Raw genomic sequence first — 14609 nt, forward strand, 5'->3', positions numbered from 1 at the left:
ACGCCTGAACGCCTGAGCGTCAGTCGATGACGCCGCCGTCGGCGGCCAGCTCGCTGCCATCGACGCGCAGCGCCTCCACCAGCCGAGCCGCGTGCGGGGTCGACACGATGATGCGGGAGTACTCCTCGCCGTCGAGGTCGATCACGACGGCCGCGCGCTGCTTGCCCTTGATGAGGAGGAAGTCCTTGCCGCCGTGGAACTTCCACGTCCCGATCGACAGCGTCAGCGGGACGGCGGCGCCCGGCGCGCGGATGCCGCGGATCCAGATCCACGGGTCCTCCGTGATGGCGACCGAGCGGATGCTGTCCCGCGGCACCACCAGATCCTCCCGCTTCATGGCCAGCACCTTCTCGGCCCGCGTGAGGTGGATCTCCAAGCGGTCGGGGTGAACGTGCAGGTCGGCCATAGCTCTATCCTGCCAAGCCGGGCAGCCCAGATGGTCATAGGAATCTCACAAAGCCATTACTTTCACTTTTGATCGACCCCCTTCCCCGGCCATGTATCCTTCTCGTCGTGGCAACGCAGCGACGAACTCCGGGTTCGCAGACTTCACTTCGTGAAGCCAACCGAGCCCGCATCGTCGACGCCATCAAGAAGCACGGAGGCCTCACGCAGGTCGAGCTGGCGGGGGCGACTGGGCTCTCCCCGGCGACCGTCTCGAACATCGTCAAGGAGCTCTCGACCTCCGGCGTCCTGCACACGACGCAGAGCATCCGCTCGGGTCGGCGCGCCCAGCACGTCACGCTGGCGCACGCGCTCGGCCTCGTCGTGGGCGTGCACTTCTCGACCAGACACCTGCGCGTCGCGCTGGCGGACGTCGCCCACACCGTGGTCGCCGAGAACCACATGCCCCTCGCCCGTGACCACCGCGCCGACAACGAGCTCGACAAGGTCTCGCTGCTCCTGAACGACATGCTCGAATCGGTGGATGCGTCCCGCGACGACCTGCTCGCCGTCGGGATCGCGGTCCCCGCTCCGATCGACCGGGCGACCGGGACGATCGCCCGCAGCGGCATCATGCGCGGCTGGGACGGCGTCGTGATCGCCGAGTCGATGGAACGCCGGATCAAGCGCCCGGTCTTCGTGGACAACGCCGCCAACCTCGCGGCTCTCGGTGAATCGCGTTTCGGCGCAGGACGCGGCAAGCGCAACACCATCACGATCGACGTCGGCGACGGGATCGGCGCCGGCCTGCTGCTCAACGGCCAGCTGTTCCGCGGGAACCACGGTGTCGCCGGGGAGTTCGGCCACACGACGATCCGCGAGAACGGACCGCTCTGCCGCTGCGGGAACCGCGGCTGCCTGGAGGCTCTGGCGGGCGGCCCCGCCATCCTCGACGAGCTGCGCGACCACCTCGGCAGCCTCAAGCTCGGCGACGTCGTCCTGCAGGCGATGGCCGGGGACGCGCGCTGCATCCGCGCGATCGGCGACGCGGGCCGTCATATCGGCGTAGCGACGGCGAACCTCTGCAACCTGATCGATCCGGAGCGCGTGATCGTGGGCGGCGAGTTGTCCCGCGCGGGCGAGTTGCTGCTCGGCCCGATGCGGCATGCCGTCGAGCGCTCGATCATCGTCAACCCGGACCTCATGCCGGACATCGTCCAGGCCCAGCTCGGGATGCGCGCCGCCGCGCTCGGGGCCGTCGCCTACGCCGTCGACTGCGTCTCGATCTCGCCGGACGGCGTCTCGTTCTGACCCTCCGGACCGGATGTCCCCCGAAGACGGTGGGAACCGTTATCGAAACCATTGTCTTCAACTCTTGACGCCAAACTCCCCGACTGGCACACTCAACGCAGCCGCCAACGAAGGCGGTGCCGAATCGGAGGTTTTTCAATGAAGATCGCCACCAAGAGAGCGGTCATCGCGTCGGCCGCGATCCTGCTCACAGCCGTCACCCTCACAGCGTGTTCGAACGGATCCGGAAACGGGTCCGGCGGAGGCAGCACCGGCGACGCCGCCAACGCCCAGATCGGCCTCCTCCTCCCGGACTCGGTCACCGCCCGTTACGAGGCGGCCGACAAGCCCTTCTTCGAGGCGAAGGTCAAGGAGCTCTGCTCCGGCTGCAAGGTCCTCTACGCGAACGCCGACGGAGACGCCAGCAAGCAGCAGCAGCAGGCGGAGTCGATGCTCACCCAGGGCGTCAAGGTGCTCGTGCTCGACCCGTTCGACGGCGAGGCCGCCGCATCCATCGTGGGTGAGGCCAAAGCCAAGAACGTTCCGGTCATCTCCTACGACCGCCTGATCAACAGCCCCGACAGCGACTACTACATCTCGTTCGACAACGAGAAGGTCGGCCAGCTGCAGGGCCAGGCCCTCGTCGACAAGCTCAAGAAGGACGGCGTGCCCTCGGGCAGCGGCATCCTCATGGTCAACGGATCCCCGACCGACAACAACGCGACCCTCTTCAAGAAGGGCGCGCACAGCGTCATCGACTCCAGCGGCTACAAGGTGCTCGCCGAGTACGACACACCAGGATGGGACCCCGCGAAGGCCCAGGACTGGGTGTCCGGCCAGGTCTCGCAGTTCAAGGACCAGATCAAGGGCGTCTACGCGGCGAATGACGGCACCGGCGGTGGCGCCATCGCGGCCATGAAGGCGGCCAACCTGAGCCCGTTCCCGCCCGTCACCGGACAGGACGCGGAGCTCGCGGGCATCCAGCGCATCCTCGCCGGCGACCAGTACATGACCGTGTACAAGGCCATCAAGCCGGAGGCGGAGAAGGCCGCGGAGCTCGCGGTCGGTCTCACCAAGGGTGACAAGCCCAAGGGCGACACCACGGTCGACACCGCGGGCGGCGCAGCGATCCAGTCCTTCCTGCTGACCCCGGTGTCGGTGACGACGGACAACATCGAGAGCACGGTCGTCAAGGACGAGTTCTACGGCTCGGACTCGGCAGCCAAGATCTGCACCGCCGACTACAAGGCCGCGTGCGACAAGTACGGCATCAAGTAACCGATCAACGGATGCCCGGCCCGGACAGCGCCTCCCCCGCAACAACGGGGAGGCGCCCCGGGCCGGGTTCCGCTCTACCCTGAGAACAGGAAGCATGCAGCGCACAGCTCGAAGGAGAACGCCGTGACCATGGAATCCGCGATCGTGGACGAGGAGCGGTCCTCCCGCCGTCCCGTCCTCTCCCTGCGGGGGGTCTCGAAAGGGTTCGGCGCCGTCCAAGCGCTCACCGACATCCACCTCGACGTCTACCCTGGGGAGGTCGTCGCCCTGGTCGGCGACAACGGCGCAGGCAAGTCGACGCTCGTCAAGATCCTCGCCGGCGTCCACCCGCAGGATGCGGGGACGATCGAGTTCGACGGCCAGGAGGTGAACATCCCCTCGCCCGCCGCCTCCCGGCAGCTCGGCATCGCCACCGTCTTCCAGGACCTCGCCCTGTGCGACAACCTCGACGTGGTCTCCAACCTGTTCCTCGGTCGCGAGATCAGCAAGGGAACGCTCGACGAGGAGGAGATGGAGAAGCGGTCGTGGAGCCTGCTCCGGCAGCTGTCGGCCCGCATCCCCTCGGTCCGCATCGCCGTCGCGTCGCTCTCCGGCGGACAGCGGCAGACCGTCGCGATCGCACGGTCGCTGATCGGCGACCCCCGCGTCGTCATCCTCGACGAGCCGACCGCCGCCCTGGGCGTCGCGCAGACCGCCGAGGTGCTCAACCTCATCGAGCGGCTGCGCGAGCGCGGGCTCGGCGTCATCCTGATCAGCCACAACATGGCCGACGTGCAGGCCGTCGCCGACCGCGTCGCGGTGCTGCGCCTCGGCCGCAACAACGGCGACTTCCGTGTGCCGGAGGTCAGCTACGAGGAGATCATCTCCGCCATCACCGGCGCGACCGACAACGTCGTGGTGCGTCGCGCCGAGCGGCTCATGGAGGCCGAAGAATCCACCGAACGGAGCCCGGAAGCATGACAAAGGCACCAGAGACGCCGGCCGAGCTGGCGGCGGACCTCCAGGACGAGCGGATCATCCGCGACGAAGGGCTCGGCGGAGCGGTCCGCGCCTTCGGACGCCGGGTGCGCGGCGGCGACCTCGGATCGCTGCCGGTCGTCATCGGACTCGTCGTGATCTGGGTCGTGTTCCAGATCCTCAACCCCAACTTCCTCAGCGCGAACAACCTGGTCAACCTGACGCTGCAGTGCGCCGCGATCGGCACGATCTCGATCGGCATCGTGCTGGTGCTGCTGCTCGGCCAGATCGACCTGTCGGTCGGGTCGGTGAGCGGTGTCGCCGCGGCCATCCTCGGGGTCGGCTTCACCCAGCTGCACTGGCCGCTGTGGCTCACGGTGATCGTCGCCATCCTCGCCGGTTCGGCGATCGGGCTGCTCTACGGCTTCCTGTTCACCCGCTTCGGCGTCCCGAGCTTCGTGATCACGCTGGCCGGTCTGCTCGGCTTCCTCGGCCTCCAGCTGTGGATCCTCGGCGCGAACAGCTCGATCAACATCCCCTACGACTCGTGGATCGTGAAGTTCGCGCAGCAGTGGTTCCTCCCGCCGTGGGCGGCGTACGCGCTGGCGGTGATCGCGGCGGGCGGGATGTTCTTCTCCGACTTCCGGCGCAACGTCCGCCGTCGCAACGCCGGGCTCTCGGAGGGATCGATGGCGGTGGTCGCCATCAAGGCCGCGCTGCTGCTCGTCGGACTGTGCATCAGCGTCTGGTACTTGTCCACCGACCGCGGCACGGGAGCGATGTTCCTGTTCTTCGTCGTGCTCGTGATCGTGATGAACTTCCTCCTCACCCGCACCCGCTGGGGCCGCTCGGTCTTCGCGGTCGGCGGCTCGGTGGAGGCGGCACGTCGAGCCGGTATCCGCGTCAACCGCGTCTTCATCAGCGTGTTCATCCTGTGTTCGACCTTCGCGGCCGTCGGCGGCCTGCTCGCCGCCGCCCGCCTGGCGTCGGTGGGAGCGGGCTCTGGTGGAACCGATACCAACCTGAACGCGATCGCGGCGGCGGTGATCGGCGGAACGAGCCTGTTCGGTGGACGCGGTTCGGCGTGGTCGGCGCTGCTCGGCATCCTGGTCATCCAGTCGATCTCGAATGGTCTGACGCTCCTCAACCTGGACTCGTCGTACCGCTTCATGATCACGGGCGCCGTGCTGCTTCTCGCCGTGATCATCGACTCGCTGTCGCGGCGCTCGAGGGCGTCGCACGGACAAGCCTAGGGACTCCGGTCCCGCCCTCCGGGCGGGCGTGGGAGAGTGGTGGGATGACCCGGACCACCACCTTCCGCGCCCGCCTTCTGCGTTCGGGCGCGGAACCGCAGACGGTGACCGTCCGCTCCGCGTCGGACGCCCCTCCGCGCACGCTCCGGCGCGCGGCCGGCGGAGGCGGGACGCTCAACTTCGACGTCTACGCGCTGCTGGATGCGGACGGCTGGCCCGCATCCGCGACCTACACCTACGTGGAATCCCTCTCGCGCGAGCCCGCCGCCCCCGACGCCTAGCCCCCTTCCCGAGTATTCCTCTGGCGTTGAGGTGCACGTTGTTGCGGTCGACACGCCGTGGGGATGCGCAACAAGGTGCACCTCGGCGAAGGGGATCGCGGAGGTGAAGGGCGAAGGGGATCGCGGGTCAGGTGGTGGGGGTGGCGGCGGCCGCTGCGCGGGCGGCGGCGGGGAGGGCGTTCAGGATGCGGTCGACAGCTGCCGCGTCGTGCGCGGCGGTGACGAACCACGCCTCGAAGACGCTCGGCGGCAGCGAGACGCCCTGGTCGAGCATCGCGTGGAAGAACGCACGGTAACGGTACGCCTCCTGGCGCTGCACCTCGGCGTACGTCCGCGGAGCCCGGTCGAAGTCGCCGAAGACGACGCTGAACAGGTTGCCCGCGTGCTGCACCCGGTGGGCGACTCCGGCGGCCGACAGCGCATCCGAGACCCCCGACGACACTGTCTCCGCAACGGTGTCGAGGCGGTCGTAGACGGCCTCGTCGGCGTTCGCCAGCGTGGCGAGACCGGCGGCGACCGCGACCGGGTTCCCGGAGAGCGTGCCCGCCTGGTACACCGGACCGGCCGGCGCGAGGAAGTCCATGAGCTCGGCGCGTCCGCCGAGGGCCGCCAGCGGCATACCGCCGCCGATGACCTTCCCGAAGGTCACCAGGTCGGGCGTGTACCCCCGGTCGAGTCCCCAGAAGCCGGCGTCGCTGACGCGGAAACCGGTCAGCACCTCGTCGAGGATGAGCAGCGCGCCGAACTCGTGCGCGAGGTCGGTCAGCGCGGCGTTGAAGCCGGCATCCGGCGGGACGACGCCCATGTTGGCGGCGGCGGCCTCGGTGATGACGGCGGCGATGTCGGGGCCCTGCGCCTCGAAGACTGCGCGCACCGCATCCAGATCGTTGTACGGGAGCACGATCGTCTGGGCTGCCGTCGCCTCGGTCACGCCGGCAGAGCCGGGGAGCGCGAGGGTCGCGAGGCCCGAACCGGCCTCGGCCAGAAGGCTGTCCGAGTGCCCGTGATAGTGCCCGGCGAACTTGATGAGCAGCGGCCGGCCCGTGAATCCGCGGGCGAGCCGGATGGCGCTCATCGTCGCCTCCGTGCCGGTGGAGACGAGCCGCAGCTTCTCGATGAACGGGACACGGCCGATCACGGCCTCGGCGAGCTCGGTCTCGGCGGGAGTCGACGCCCCGAAGGACAGGCCGCGCGCTGCCGCCTGCTGCACCGCATCCACGACGGCGGGATGCGCGTGGCCGAGGATCGCCGGACCCCACGACGCAACCAGATCGACGTACTCGCGGCCGTCCGCATCGGTGACGTACGGGCCGGAGGCGGACACCAGGAAGCGCGGTGTTCCGCCGACCGAGCGGAACGCGCGCACCGGCGAGTTCACACCGCCCGGGATGACGCGCTGCGCCCGCTCGAACTGCTGCTCGTTCTCGTCCTTCATCGCAGCCACCCGGCCACCTCCGTCGCCCAGTAGGTCATGATCGCGTCGGCGCCGGCGCGGCGCGCGCCGATCAGCGTCTCCTCGATGATCCGGTCGCGGTCGATCCAGCCGTTGGCCGCCGCGGCCTCCACCATCGCGTACTCCCCCGACACCTGGTACGCCCAGACCGGGACATCGCTGATCGCGGCGACATCGCTGAGAACGTCGAGGTAGCTGAGCGCCGGCTTCACCATGAGGATGTCGGCGCCCTCCTCCAGGTCGAGACGCGCCTCGCGCAGGCCCTCGCGCCGGTTCGCCGGGTCCTGCTGGTAGGCGCGGCGGTCGCCGGAGAGCTGCGAGTCGACGGCCTCGCGGAAGGGCCCGTAGAAGCCGGAGGCGTACTTGGCCGCGTAGGCCAGGATGACGACGTCCGTGTGCCCGGTCTCGTCGAGGGCCTCGCGGACGGCGGCGACCTGGCCGTCCATCATCCCGCTGAGGCCGAGGAGCTGCGAGCCGGCCTCCGCCTGCGCGACTGCCATGTCGCGGTAGCGGAGGAGGGTGGCGTCGTTGTCGACGTGACCGCGCGCATCCAGGACCCCGCAGTGACCGTGGTCGGTGAACTCATCGAGGCACAGGTCCGTCTGGACCACGAGCGCGTCGCCCACCTCGTCGGCGAGCACCCGCGTCGCGACGTTGAGGATGCCGTCGGGCTCGGTCGCTCCGGAGCCGATGGCGTCGCGCTCTTCCGGGACGCCGAAGAGCATCAGACCGCCGACGCCGGCCTCAGCAGCCTCGTTCGCGACGCGCTTCAACGAGTCGAGGCTGTGCTGGGAGACACCGGGCATCGAGGCGATCGGAACAGCCTCGGTGGCGCCCTCTCGGACGAAGAGCGGGAGGATCAGCTCGGCAGGGTGGAGGCGGGTCTCGGCGGTCAGCCGGCGCATCGCCGGGGACTGCCGCAGCCGTCGGGGCCGGATGACGGGATGCAGTTCACTCACTCACATCAGCCTACGCCCGCGTCACTGTGGGTCTTCCGAACGCTCCTCAGTCCAACCCGTCGCGAACGGCGATGAAGCGTTCGCGCACTTCGGACTGCTCACGAACCATCGCGTCGTACTCCTCCTCCAATTCGCCGACCTTGCGGCCTGCGGAGACCACGTTCTCGTGCGCGATGTCCGACGCATGCTGGAGCGCCTCGCGAAAGCCGGAGTCGTCTGCGACACCTGTGTGCACGCCGAAGTAGTAGAAGCTCTCCCGTACCTGATCGACACGGGACCGGTAGTGGCCGATGTACTCCTCAGCCTGCTCGATCCGCTTTCGCGCGATTCTGCGCTGCTGCTCCTGCTCGTCTTCCAACTCGTGGAGCGATCGATGGGTCACCATGCGATGCTGTTCACCCCTTGCGCGTAGTCGCTCTCTGTTGTCAGCTCACCGATTCCCCGTGTGACGGTGTCGGCAACCGCACCGGCCAGGACGGTGTTGTTGACGTCCGCCGTCCCGAGGGTGAATCCGACGCCCGCGCTCGCTGACATCACGATCGCGGACTCGCTGATCTTCACAGCGGCATTGCTGGCGTGAACGAGGGGCGGGATCACACTGTTGAGCAAGTTCACCGCCAGACCGTGAGCCTGGTCCTCGATCCAGTCCAGGACCTCAGAGACACCCGTCTGGATCTCGCGGTTGAGGCCATCGAAGAGTTCCTGCACGAAATCTGCCGAATCCATGATCAGCCGTCCTCCTAGCCGTCGAGTCCGAAGTTGAGAGCCCACCGCGCATCCTGCTCAATGGTGTTGCGCACGGATCGCGAGATTCCCTGACTGAGCTGGTCCACCCGTTCGATGTGGCGGTCGACCAGGCGATCCACCTCCCGCACGGCTTCCTGGTCGACGTTCTGGTGGACGTGCAGCCGATTGGTATCGATGCAGTTCTCGATGTCGTAAGCCGTGATGCACGGGAGGCCCGTCGCGGCGTTCTTGGCAGCCAGCAGCCCCTCCTCCATGCGCGGAACGATCCGGCTGTTGGCGAGCTTGATCTCCGTCAGCGCGGTCGCGGCACCACCGATGCTCGCCGCGAGGCCGAGAGCGGAGACCGTGTTGACCATCACCATCGCACCGGACGCGTTCTTCGCCAGGGATTTCATCGCAGCAGGGTTCCGCGCGATGCCTGCTAGAGCCATCAGTGCAGGGGACAGAGCAGCGGCCGCTCCCGGGAGGAGCGTGTCGACCGCGTTCGCGAAGATGTCCTCGAGGCGATGACCCTTGGCACCGGCGCCTGTGATGGTGCCGTCTGGGTTGACCGCAAACGCCTCACGCTTCGAAATGTTGTGATAGTCGGGAGTCGGACGGCCCCGCTTGTCGGCCACGAAGTCAGCAGCACCGGTCCGATTCCCGTAGATGTTGCCCACCACGTCCCACACGTTCACATAGTTGTGCAGGCGCTTGCTCCCGGCCCGAGCGTCGGCCTGCACGCGCTTCTTCTCCTCGGGCGTCAACCAGTCCCACGGATCGGGCCCATTGAAGGCCGTCGCATCCCAGTCGTTCTCCGCCGCAATGAGGAGAGCGAGGAACCCTCCCAGCGAATGCCCCACGGTCTCGATGGATGAGTCACGATGGTTCGCCCTCACCCGTTCGGCGAAGAGCTGCGCATCGCGCACCTGACTCATCGGACCCTGCGTGCCCCCGACAACCGTCTCGATGTCCTCCAAGAGGTCGGCTCGGTGATCCGGGTTGGTTCCCGCATACGACACGACGATGTGGGACATGTCCGGCTTGCCGTTCACGACCGGGGCGACGGCCATTGCCTGGAAGCCGTTGGCCGCGTTGGTTTCGGTGTCGATCACCTGATACATCTGCTGGTGACCGCCACTGCCGGCAGTGAACTTACTACCCTTGGCATACGGTGGATCCTTCTTGAGGCGATCCACGAAATAAGCTTCGGCCGAAATATCCATATACTCCTCGGCCGTTGTCATTCGATCATCTCCGACGTCCCGTCGCTGTAGACAACTGTCAGAGGAAGCCGCGAACTAGGAGTCGGCGCTGGGGGCGGCACGTCGCCGAGGGGAAACCCTGGCCCAATTTCTGGGCCAATAATCACCTCATAGTCCACGCCACCGACCGTGGCGACCGCGTTTGCTCCCCAAGGAGCACCGAGGCCCCCCCGGCTGCCCTCCTGTGTGAACCGGATCTTCTCGACGTTCGGTTGGTACTCGTCCCGGTAGTAAAGCGCGGCCTCCCGCTGCTGGACTTTCGCCGGAGGATCTGAACTCATCACGCGACTCCCTATCAACGAACAGGCTGTCAAGCCCACGACCAGGGCGACGCACAGCATCACAGAACTCACTGCCCGAGCCACTCGCATGCGAACCCCGCTCCCTGAACATCGGCCGAGGCACTCGAGTCCACGACCGGACGAAAATGTCCGTCACTTGAGAAGACGCAAGGCTCTATCGAACGTGACGCACCAAATCAGAAAGAGCGATCGGGTCGAGAGCGGTCGTCACTCGATCACCTCCGACGTCCCATCACTGTAGACAATCGTCAAGGAGAGGTGCGGAGGGGGCGTAGGCGCCTCGGGCGGCGCGCCATCTCCACCTACGAACGCCGGACCCGTTTCCGGCCCGACGATCACGTGGTAATCAGAGCCCGCGACCGTTGCGATCGCGTTGACGCGCCACGACGCGCCGAGGCCCGGCCGGTCGCCGTCCTGGGTGAAACGGATCTTCTCGACATTCGGTTGGTACTCATCCCGGTAGTAGAGCGCGGACTCCCGCTGCAGCTCCTTGACCGGAGGGTCCGGAGTCCTCAGACGATCACGCAGCGGTCCGCAGCCCATGAGCCCCGCCACCAGTGCGATACCTAGCAGGACGCCCCCGCCAACCCGGACCATACGCACGCGCCACCTCCGCCATCTGATTCGGAGAACCCGGGGGTTCGACCGGACGGCTCGAAGACCCGTCAGTCAGATAGACGTGGTGACCTGCCCGACCATGACGCATCGAGGCGTCAGTCGTCCTCCGCGGTGCGCGCCTGCGCGACCTGAACGACCGCGTCGATGAGGGATGCGGCGGTGCGCTCCGCGGCGATGACATCGACCCGGAGGCCTAAGGAACGGGCGTCGCGCGCGGTCTGCGGGCCGATGGCCGCGATCAGCGTCGACTCCGGGACGGGGCCGAGCTGCTTCTGCACCTGCTCGGCGACCGAGCCGCTGGTGACCAGGATCGCCTGCACGAGCCCGTCGCGCACGTCGGTTATCACCTTCTCGGGCACCGGCACGCCAACCGTCCGGTAGGCGACGACCGACTCGACATCGTGCCCGATGCGACGCAGCCCCTCGGTCAGGAGGGGCTTCGCGATCTCCGAGCGGAGGGTGAGGACGCGCAAGGGGAAGGCGCCCTGGGTGGCCGCCTCCCATTCCGCGAGCAGGCCGCGGGCCGAGTTGTCCTCCGAGGGCACCAGGTCGACGTGATAGCCGGCGGCGGCGAGTGCGGCGGCGGTCGTCTCGCCCACCGCGGCGACCCGTGTCGTGGGCGGGACGACGGCGCGCTGGGCGCTGAGCACATCCACTGTCGTTGCGCTCGTGACCGTCATCCAGTCGAACTCGCCGTTCGCCAGCCGGGCGAGGGCGGCCTCGAGCGCCGAGGCGTCCGCCGTCGGAGCGAAGTTGATCATCGCGGCGACGACCGGCGACGCGCCCTTCGCCCGCAGGTCGGCGGCGACCGAGTCGCCCCACGGGCCGCCGCGCGGCACGAGCACGCGCCAGCCGGCGAGCGGCTTCGGAGTCGGAGCGGTAGTGGTCATCGATCGCTCCCGAGTGGAGCAAGCGACGCGGCCCCGGCCTCCAGCAGCTCGGCGACCACGCGGGCGCCGACATCCTGTGCGGCCTCGTCGAGGTGAGCGGCGCTGAGGGAGTCGGGAGTGGCGGCGTGGGATGCGGTGAGCTTCTCCGTGCCGTCGGGGCGGTACACGGTCGCCGTGAGGAAGAGCAGGCCGTCGTCGACGAGGGCGGTGGCACCGATGGGAGCGGCGCATCCCGCTTCGAGACCGGCGAGCACGTGGCGCTCGGCGGTCACCGACGCGTGGGTGGTGACGTGGTCTACCGCTGAGAGCGCCCGGGCGATCGGCCCGCGGCCCTTCTCGTCTCCGGCACGGACCTCGAGCGCGAGCGCGCCCTGGCCCGGAGCGGTCGGGACGAGCGACAGCGGGAAGTAGTCGGTCACGGCGTCGAGGCGGCCGAGACGGCTGAGGCCCGCCGCGGCGAGCACCACCGCATCCAGCTCGCCGTCGGTCACCATGCGGAGACGCGTGTCGACGTTGCCGCGCAGGTCGACGACGTCGAGGTCGGGACGCTGCGACTTCAGCTGGGCGACGCGGCGTGGCGATCCGGTTCCGACGCGGGCACCCTCGGGGAGGGTCTCGAGCGTCAGACCGTCACGCGCGGCGAGGGTGTCGCGGGCATCGGCGCGCTTGGGGACGGCGCCGATGACGAGCCCGGGAGCGGGCGCAGTCGGGAGGTCCTTGAGCGAGTGCACGACGAGGTCGACCTCGCCGGCGCGCAGGGCGTCGCGCAGGGCGGTCGCGAACACGCCCGTGCCGCCGAGCTGAGCCAGCGACTCGCGCGACGTGTCGCCGTGGGTGGTCACCGTGACGAGTTCGACATCCAGCCCGGTCGCGCGCGCGATGGACTCGGCGACGGCCGTCGTCTGTGCGACCGCCAGCGCGCTGCCGCGGGTGCCGATGCGCAGCACGCCCTCGCGGCGCTCGGCGGCGCCGTCGACCCTCATCACGGTCCCGCTCACGGCGCGAGCCCCGCAGCGGCGGGCTTGAACCCGAGCCGGACGTTCTCGCAGCAGCCGGGGCGGCACACGTCATACCAGGGGCCGAGCGATGTCATCGCCGGGCGCTTGTCGACGGGGACGGCGTCGCGGCGCTCCAAGACCAGGTCGACCAGGCCCTTCACGTACGCCGCATGGGTGCCGGGGGTCGGGACGCGGACGGCGACCAGGCCGTTCTCGTCGCTGGTCTCCATCGCCTCGTTGTCGAGGTCCCAGAGGACCTCCATGTGGTCGCTGACGAAACCGAGCGGAACGATGACGACGCCCTTGATCCCCAGGGCGGGGAGCTCGGCGATGCGGTCGTTGATGTCCGGCTCCAGCCACGGCATCGACGGCGGGCCCGAGCGGGACTGGTAGACCAGATCCCAGCCGACGGTGCCGCCGGTCGCAGCGTGCGAGACGACCTCGGCGACCGCGAGGTGCTGGGCCGCATAGGCGCCGCCCTCGCCGAAGCCGCGCTCGGCCGGCCCGGACTTCGCCGCGTCGGTCGACGGGATGGAGTGCGTCGAGAAGAGGATGCGCACCTCGGTGGCCGGGTCGATGCCCGGAAGCTTCTGCTGCAGCTCGTCGATGGCGTTCTTCACGCCCTCGATGAACGGCTCGACGAAGCCAGGGTGGTCGAAGAACTGGCGCACCTTGTCGATCTGGATGCGGCCCTCGAGTCCCGTGGCCTCCAGCGCGCCCGCGAAGTCCTCGCGGTACTGGCGGCAGCTCGAATACGAGGAGTACGCGCTCGTCGCGATCGCGATCAGCTTGGTGAAGCCGCGTTCGTCGGCTTCGCGGAGCGCGTCGGCGAGGTACGGATCCCAGTTGCGGTTGCCCCACAGCACCGGCAGGTCGATGCCGCGCTCGGCGAGCTCCGCCTCCAGGGCCGCCTTGAGCTCGCGGTTCTGGTCGTTGATAGGGCTGACGCCGCCGAAGTGTCGGTAGTGATGGGCGACCTCTTCGAGCCGCTCCTCCGGGATGCCGCGACCGCGGGTGACGTTGCGGAGGAAGGGGATGACGTCGTCCTGCCCCTCCGGACCGCCGAAACCGGCGAGCAGGATGGCGTCGTACGCGGTCGGCTCGGTGACGTGCTCCGGACCCGCGGCGGCAGCCGGGGTCGCACCCAGCACGCGCTGGGCGGTCTGCGCATCCGTCACTGCAGGACCTCCACGACCTCGGCCGGCTGGATGCGGCGACCGGTGAAGAACGGGACCTCTTCGCGCACGTGGCGACGCGCCTCCGTGTAGCGGAGCTCGCGCATCATGTCGACGAGGTCGGTGAGCTCGTCGGCCTCGAGCGGCAGGATCCACTCGTAGTCGCCGAGGGCGAACGAGGCGACCGTGTTCGCGAGGACTGACCGGAACGCGGCGCCCTTCCGGCCGTGCTCGGCGAGCATCTTCGAGCGCTCCTCGTCCGGCAGCAGGTACCACTCGTAGCTGCGCACGAACGGGTAGACGCAGAGCCACTCCTTCGGGCCCTTGCCCCGGAGGAATCCGGGGACGTGGGCCTTGTTGAACTCGGCGTCGCGGTGGACGCCCATGGCGTTCCAGGTCGGGAGGAGCGCCTTCAGCAGCCGGGTGCGACGCAGCTGGCGGAGTCCCCACTGCAGCGCCTCCGCCTCGGGGCCGTGCAGCCAGATCATGACGTCGGCGTCGGCCCGGAGGCCGGAGACATCGTAGAGTCCGCGCGTCGTGACGTTCTGGAGCTCCATGTCGGCGATCACGCCTTCGAGCTCGGAGACGGCGGTCGGCACGTCCGTGCCGTCGAGGTCGTCCGGTCGGGCGGGATCGCGGCGCAGCACAGCCCAGAGCGTGAATCCGGTCGGGGTGTCGGTGGGGGTGTCGGGGGTGGTCGACTCTGCCGGAACGGCAGCCGGGGTACTCATACCCACAGTCTCCCTCTCAAACCTGAGAAGGCCAAAAACGGGGAGGCGC

Annotated in this window: 16 protein-coding genes; 5 read left to right on the forward strand and 11 right to left on the reverse strand. The window is 68.7% G+C overall.

Features of this window, described 5'->3' with window-relative positions:
• Positions 1 to 19 precede the first annotated feature (19 nt).
• Positions 20 to 406, reverse strand: coding sequence for a hypothetical protein (locus tag H284_RS0109640; protein WP_018189177.1), 387 nt, complete (start codon positions 404 to 406; stop codon positions 20 to 22).
• A gap of 107 nt (positions 407 to 513) precedes the next feature.
• On the opposite strand from H284_RS0109640, the gene H284_RS0109645 reads away from it, so the two are divergent.
• From H284_RS0109645 to H284_RS0109675, 5 genes are all read left to right on the forward strand, one after another.
• Positions 514 to 1695 (forward strand): ROK family transcriptional regulator, encoded by a 1182-nt coding sequence (locus H284_RS0109645; protein ID WP_020076075.1) that lies wholly within the window; start codon positions 514 to 516, stop codon positions 1693 to 1695.
• Between the two features lie 138 nt (positions 1696 to 1833).
• Positions 1834 to 2952, forward strand: coding sequence for an ABC transporter substrate-binding protein (locus tag H284_RS0109650; RefSeq protein WP_018189175.1), 1119 nt, complete (start codon positions 1834 to 1836; stop codon positions 2950 to 2952).
• Positions 2953 to 3081: 129 nt separating this feature from the next.
• The gene (locus H284_RS20090; RefSeq protein ID WP_018189174.1) at positions 3082 to 3912 is read left to right on the forward strand and encodes an ATP-binding cassette domain-containing protein; all 831 of its coding nucleotides are present in this window, start codon (positions 3082 to 3084) and stop codon (positions 3910 to 3912) included.
• Positions 3909 to 5162 carry a sugar ABC transporter permease gene (locus H284_RS0109670; protein WP_018189173.1) on the forward strand — a complete coding sequence of 418 codons (1254 nt, stop codon included), beginning with the start codon at positions 3909 to 3911 and terminating at the stop codon, positions 5160 to 5162. The genes H284_RS20090 and H284_RS0109670 overlap by 4 nt, the downstream gene beginning before the upstream one ends.
• A 44-nt stretch (positions 5163 to 5206) precedes the next feature.
• Positions 5207 to 5443: a hypothetical protein gene (locus tag H284_RS0109675; RefSeq protein ID WP_018189172.1), complete on the forward strand. Its 237-nt coding sequence runs from the start codon at positions 5207 to 5209 to the stop codon at positions 5441 to 5443.
• Between the two features lie 127 nt (positions 5444 to 5570).
• Here the strand turns inward: H284_RS0109675 and hemL are convergent, their stop codons facing one another.
• The 10 genes from hemL to hemQ form a co-directional block, all read right to left on the reverse strand.
• Positions 5571 to 6878, reverse strand: a complete 1308-nt coding sequence (gene hemL / locus H284_RS0109680) for a glutamate-1-semialdehyde 2,1-aminomutase (protein WP_039731342.1) — start codon at positions 6876 to 6878, stop codon at positions 5571 to 5573.
• Positions 6875 to 7846 (reverse strand): porphobilinogen synthase, encoded by a 972-nt coding sequence (hemB, locus tag H284_RS0109685; RefSeq protein WP_039731343.1) that lies wholly within the window; start codon positions 7844 to 7846, stop codon positions 6875 to 6877. The genes hemL and hemB overlap by 4 nt, the downstream gene beginning before the upstream one ends.
• Positions 7847 to 7901: 55 nt before the next feature.
• Positions 7902 to 8213 carry a hypothetical protein gene (locus H284_RS0109690; protein ID WP_089938100.1) on the reverse strand — a complete coding sequence of 104 codons (312 nt, stop codon included), beginning with the start codon at positions 8211 to 8213 and terminating at the stop codon, positions 7902 to 7904.
• Positions 8214 to 8233: 20 nt separating this feature from the next.
• Complete coding sequence (locus tag H284_RS20095) at positions 8234 to 8581, reverse strand: hypothetical protein (RefSeq protein ID WP_020076080.1); 348 nt, start codon at positions 8579 to 8581, stop codon at positions 8234 to 8236.
• Between the two features lie 14 nt (positions 8582 to 8595).
• Positions 8596 to 9828, reverse strand: coding sequence for a Tle-like phospholipase domain-containing protein (locus tag H284_RS0109700; protein ID WP_155885456.1), 1233 nt, complete (start codon positions 9826 to 9828; stop codon positions 8596 to 8598).
• 527 nt (positions 9829 to 10355) lie between these two features.
• Positions 10356 to 10703, reverse strand: a complete 348-nt coding sequence (locus H284_RS0109705) for a hypothetical protein (RefSeq protein ID WP_155885457.1) — start codon at positions 10701 to 10703, stop codon at positions 10356 to 10358.
• A 158-nt stretch (positions 10704 to 10861) separates the two neighbouring features.
• Positions 10862 to 11656 carry a uroporphyrinogen-III synthase gene (locus H284_RS0109710; RefSeq protein WP_020076083.1) on the reverse strand — a complete coding sequence of 265 codons (795 nt, stop codon included), beginning with the start codon at positions 11654 to 11656 and terminating at the stop codon, positions 10862 to 10864.
• Positions 11653 to 12654, reverse strand: coding sequence for a hydroxymethylbilane synthase (gene hemC, locus H284_RS0109715; protein WP_020076084.1), 1002 nt, complete (start codon positions 12652 to 12654; stop codon positions 11653 to 11655). The genes H284_RS0109710 and hemC overlap by 4 nt, the downstream gene beginning before the upstream one ends.
• Positions 12651 to 13832 carry a ferrochelatase gene (locus H284_RS0109720; RefSeq protein ID WP_020076085.1) on the reverse strand — a complete coding sequence of 394 codons (1182 nt, stop codon included), beginning with the start codon at positions 13830 to 13832 and terminating at the stop codon, positions 12651 to 12653. The genes hemC and H284_RS0109720 overlap by 4 nt, the downstream gene beginning before the upstream one ends.
• Positions 13829 to 14560, reverse strand: a complete 732-nt coding sequence (gene hemQ / locus H284_RS0109725; RefSeq protein ID WP_018189166.1) for a hydrogen peroxide-dependent heme synthase — start codon at positions 14558 to 14560, stop codon at positions 13829 to 13831. Before hemQ ends, H284_RS0109720 begins: the two co-directional genes overlap by 4 nt.
• Positions 14561 to 14609 lie beyond the last annotated feature (49 nt).

The sequence above is a fragment of the Cryocola sp. 340MFSha3.1 genome (assembly GCF_000383315.1).
In the GTDB taxonomy this organism is placed as follows: domain Bacteria; phylum Actinomycetota; class Actinomycetes; order Actinomycetales; family Microbacteriaceae; genus Leifsonia.

Bases quoted from the DNA above. Each gene is read 5' to 3' on its own strand.
- H284_RS0109670 (WP_018189173.1), top strand. From the start codon at position 3,909: ATGACAAAGGCACCAGAGACGCCGGCCGAGCTGGCGGCGGACCTCCAG.
- H284_RS0109675 (WP_018189172.1), top strand. From the start codon at position 5,207: ATGACCCGGACCACCACCTTCCGCGCCCGCCTTCTGCGTTCGGGCGCG.
- H284_RS0109650 (WP_018189175.1), top strand. From the start codon at position 1,834: ATGAAGATCGCCACCAAGAGAGCGGTCATCGCGTCGGCCGCGATCCTG.
- H284_RS0109710 (WP_020076083.1), bottom strand. From the start codon at position 11,656: ATGACCACTACCGCTCCGACTCCGAAGCCGCTCGCCGGCTGGCGCGTG.
- H284_RS0109640 (WP_018189177.1), bottom strand. From the start codon at position 406: ATGGCCGACCTGCACGTTCACCCCGACCGCTTGGAGATCCACCTCACG.
- H284_RS20090 (WP_018189174.1), top strand. From the start codon at position 3,082: ATGGAATCCGCGATCGTGGACGAGGAGCGGTCCTCCCGCCGTCCCGTC.
- hemL (WP_039731342.1), bottom strand. From the start codon at position 6,878: ATGAAGGACGAGAACGAGCAGCAGTTCGAGCGGGCGCAGCGCGTCATC.
- H284_RS0109700 (WP_155885456.1), bottom strand. From the start codon at position 9,828: ATGACAACGGCCGAGGAGTATATGGATATTTCGGCCGAAGCTTATTTC.
- hemQ (WP_018189166.1), bottom strand. From the start codon at position 14,560: ATGAGTACCCCGGCTGCCGTTCCGGCAGAGTCGACCACCCCCGACACC.
- H284_RS20095 (WP_020076080.1), bottom strand. From the start codon at position 8,581: ATGGATTCGGCAGATTTCGTGCAGGAACTCTTCGATGGCCTCAACCGC.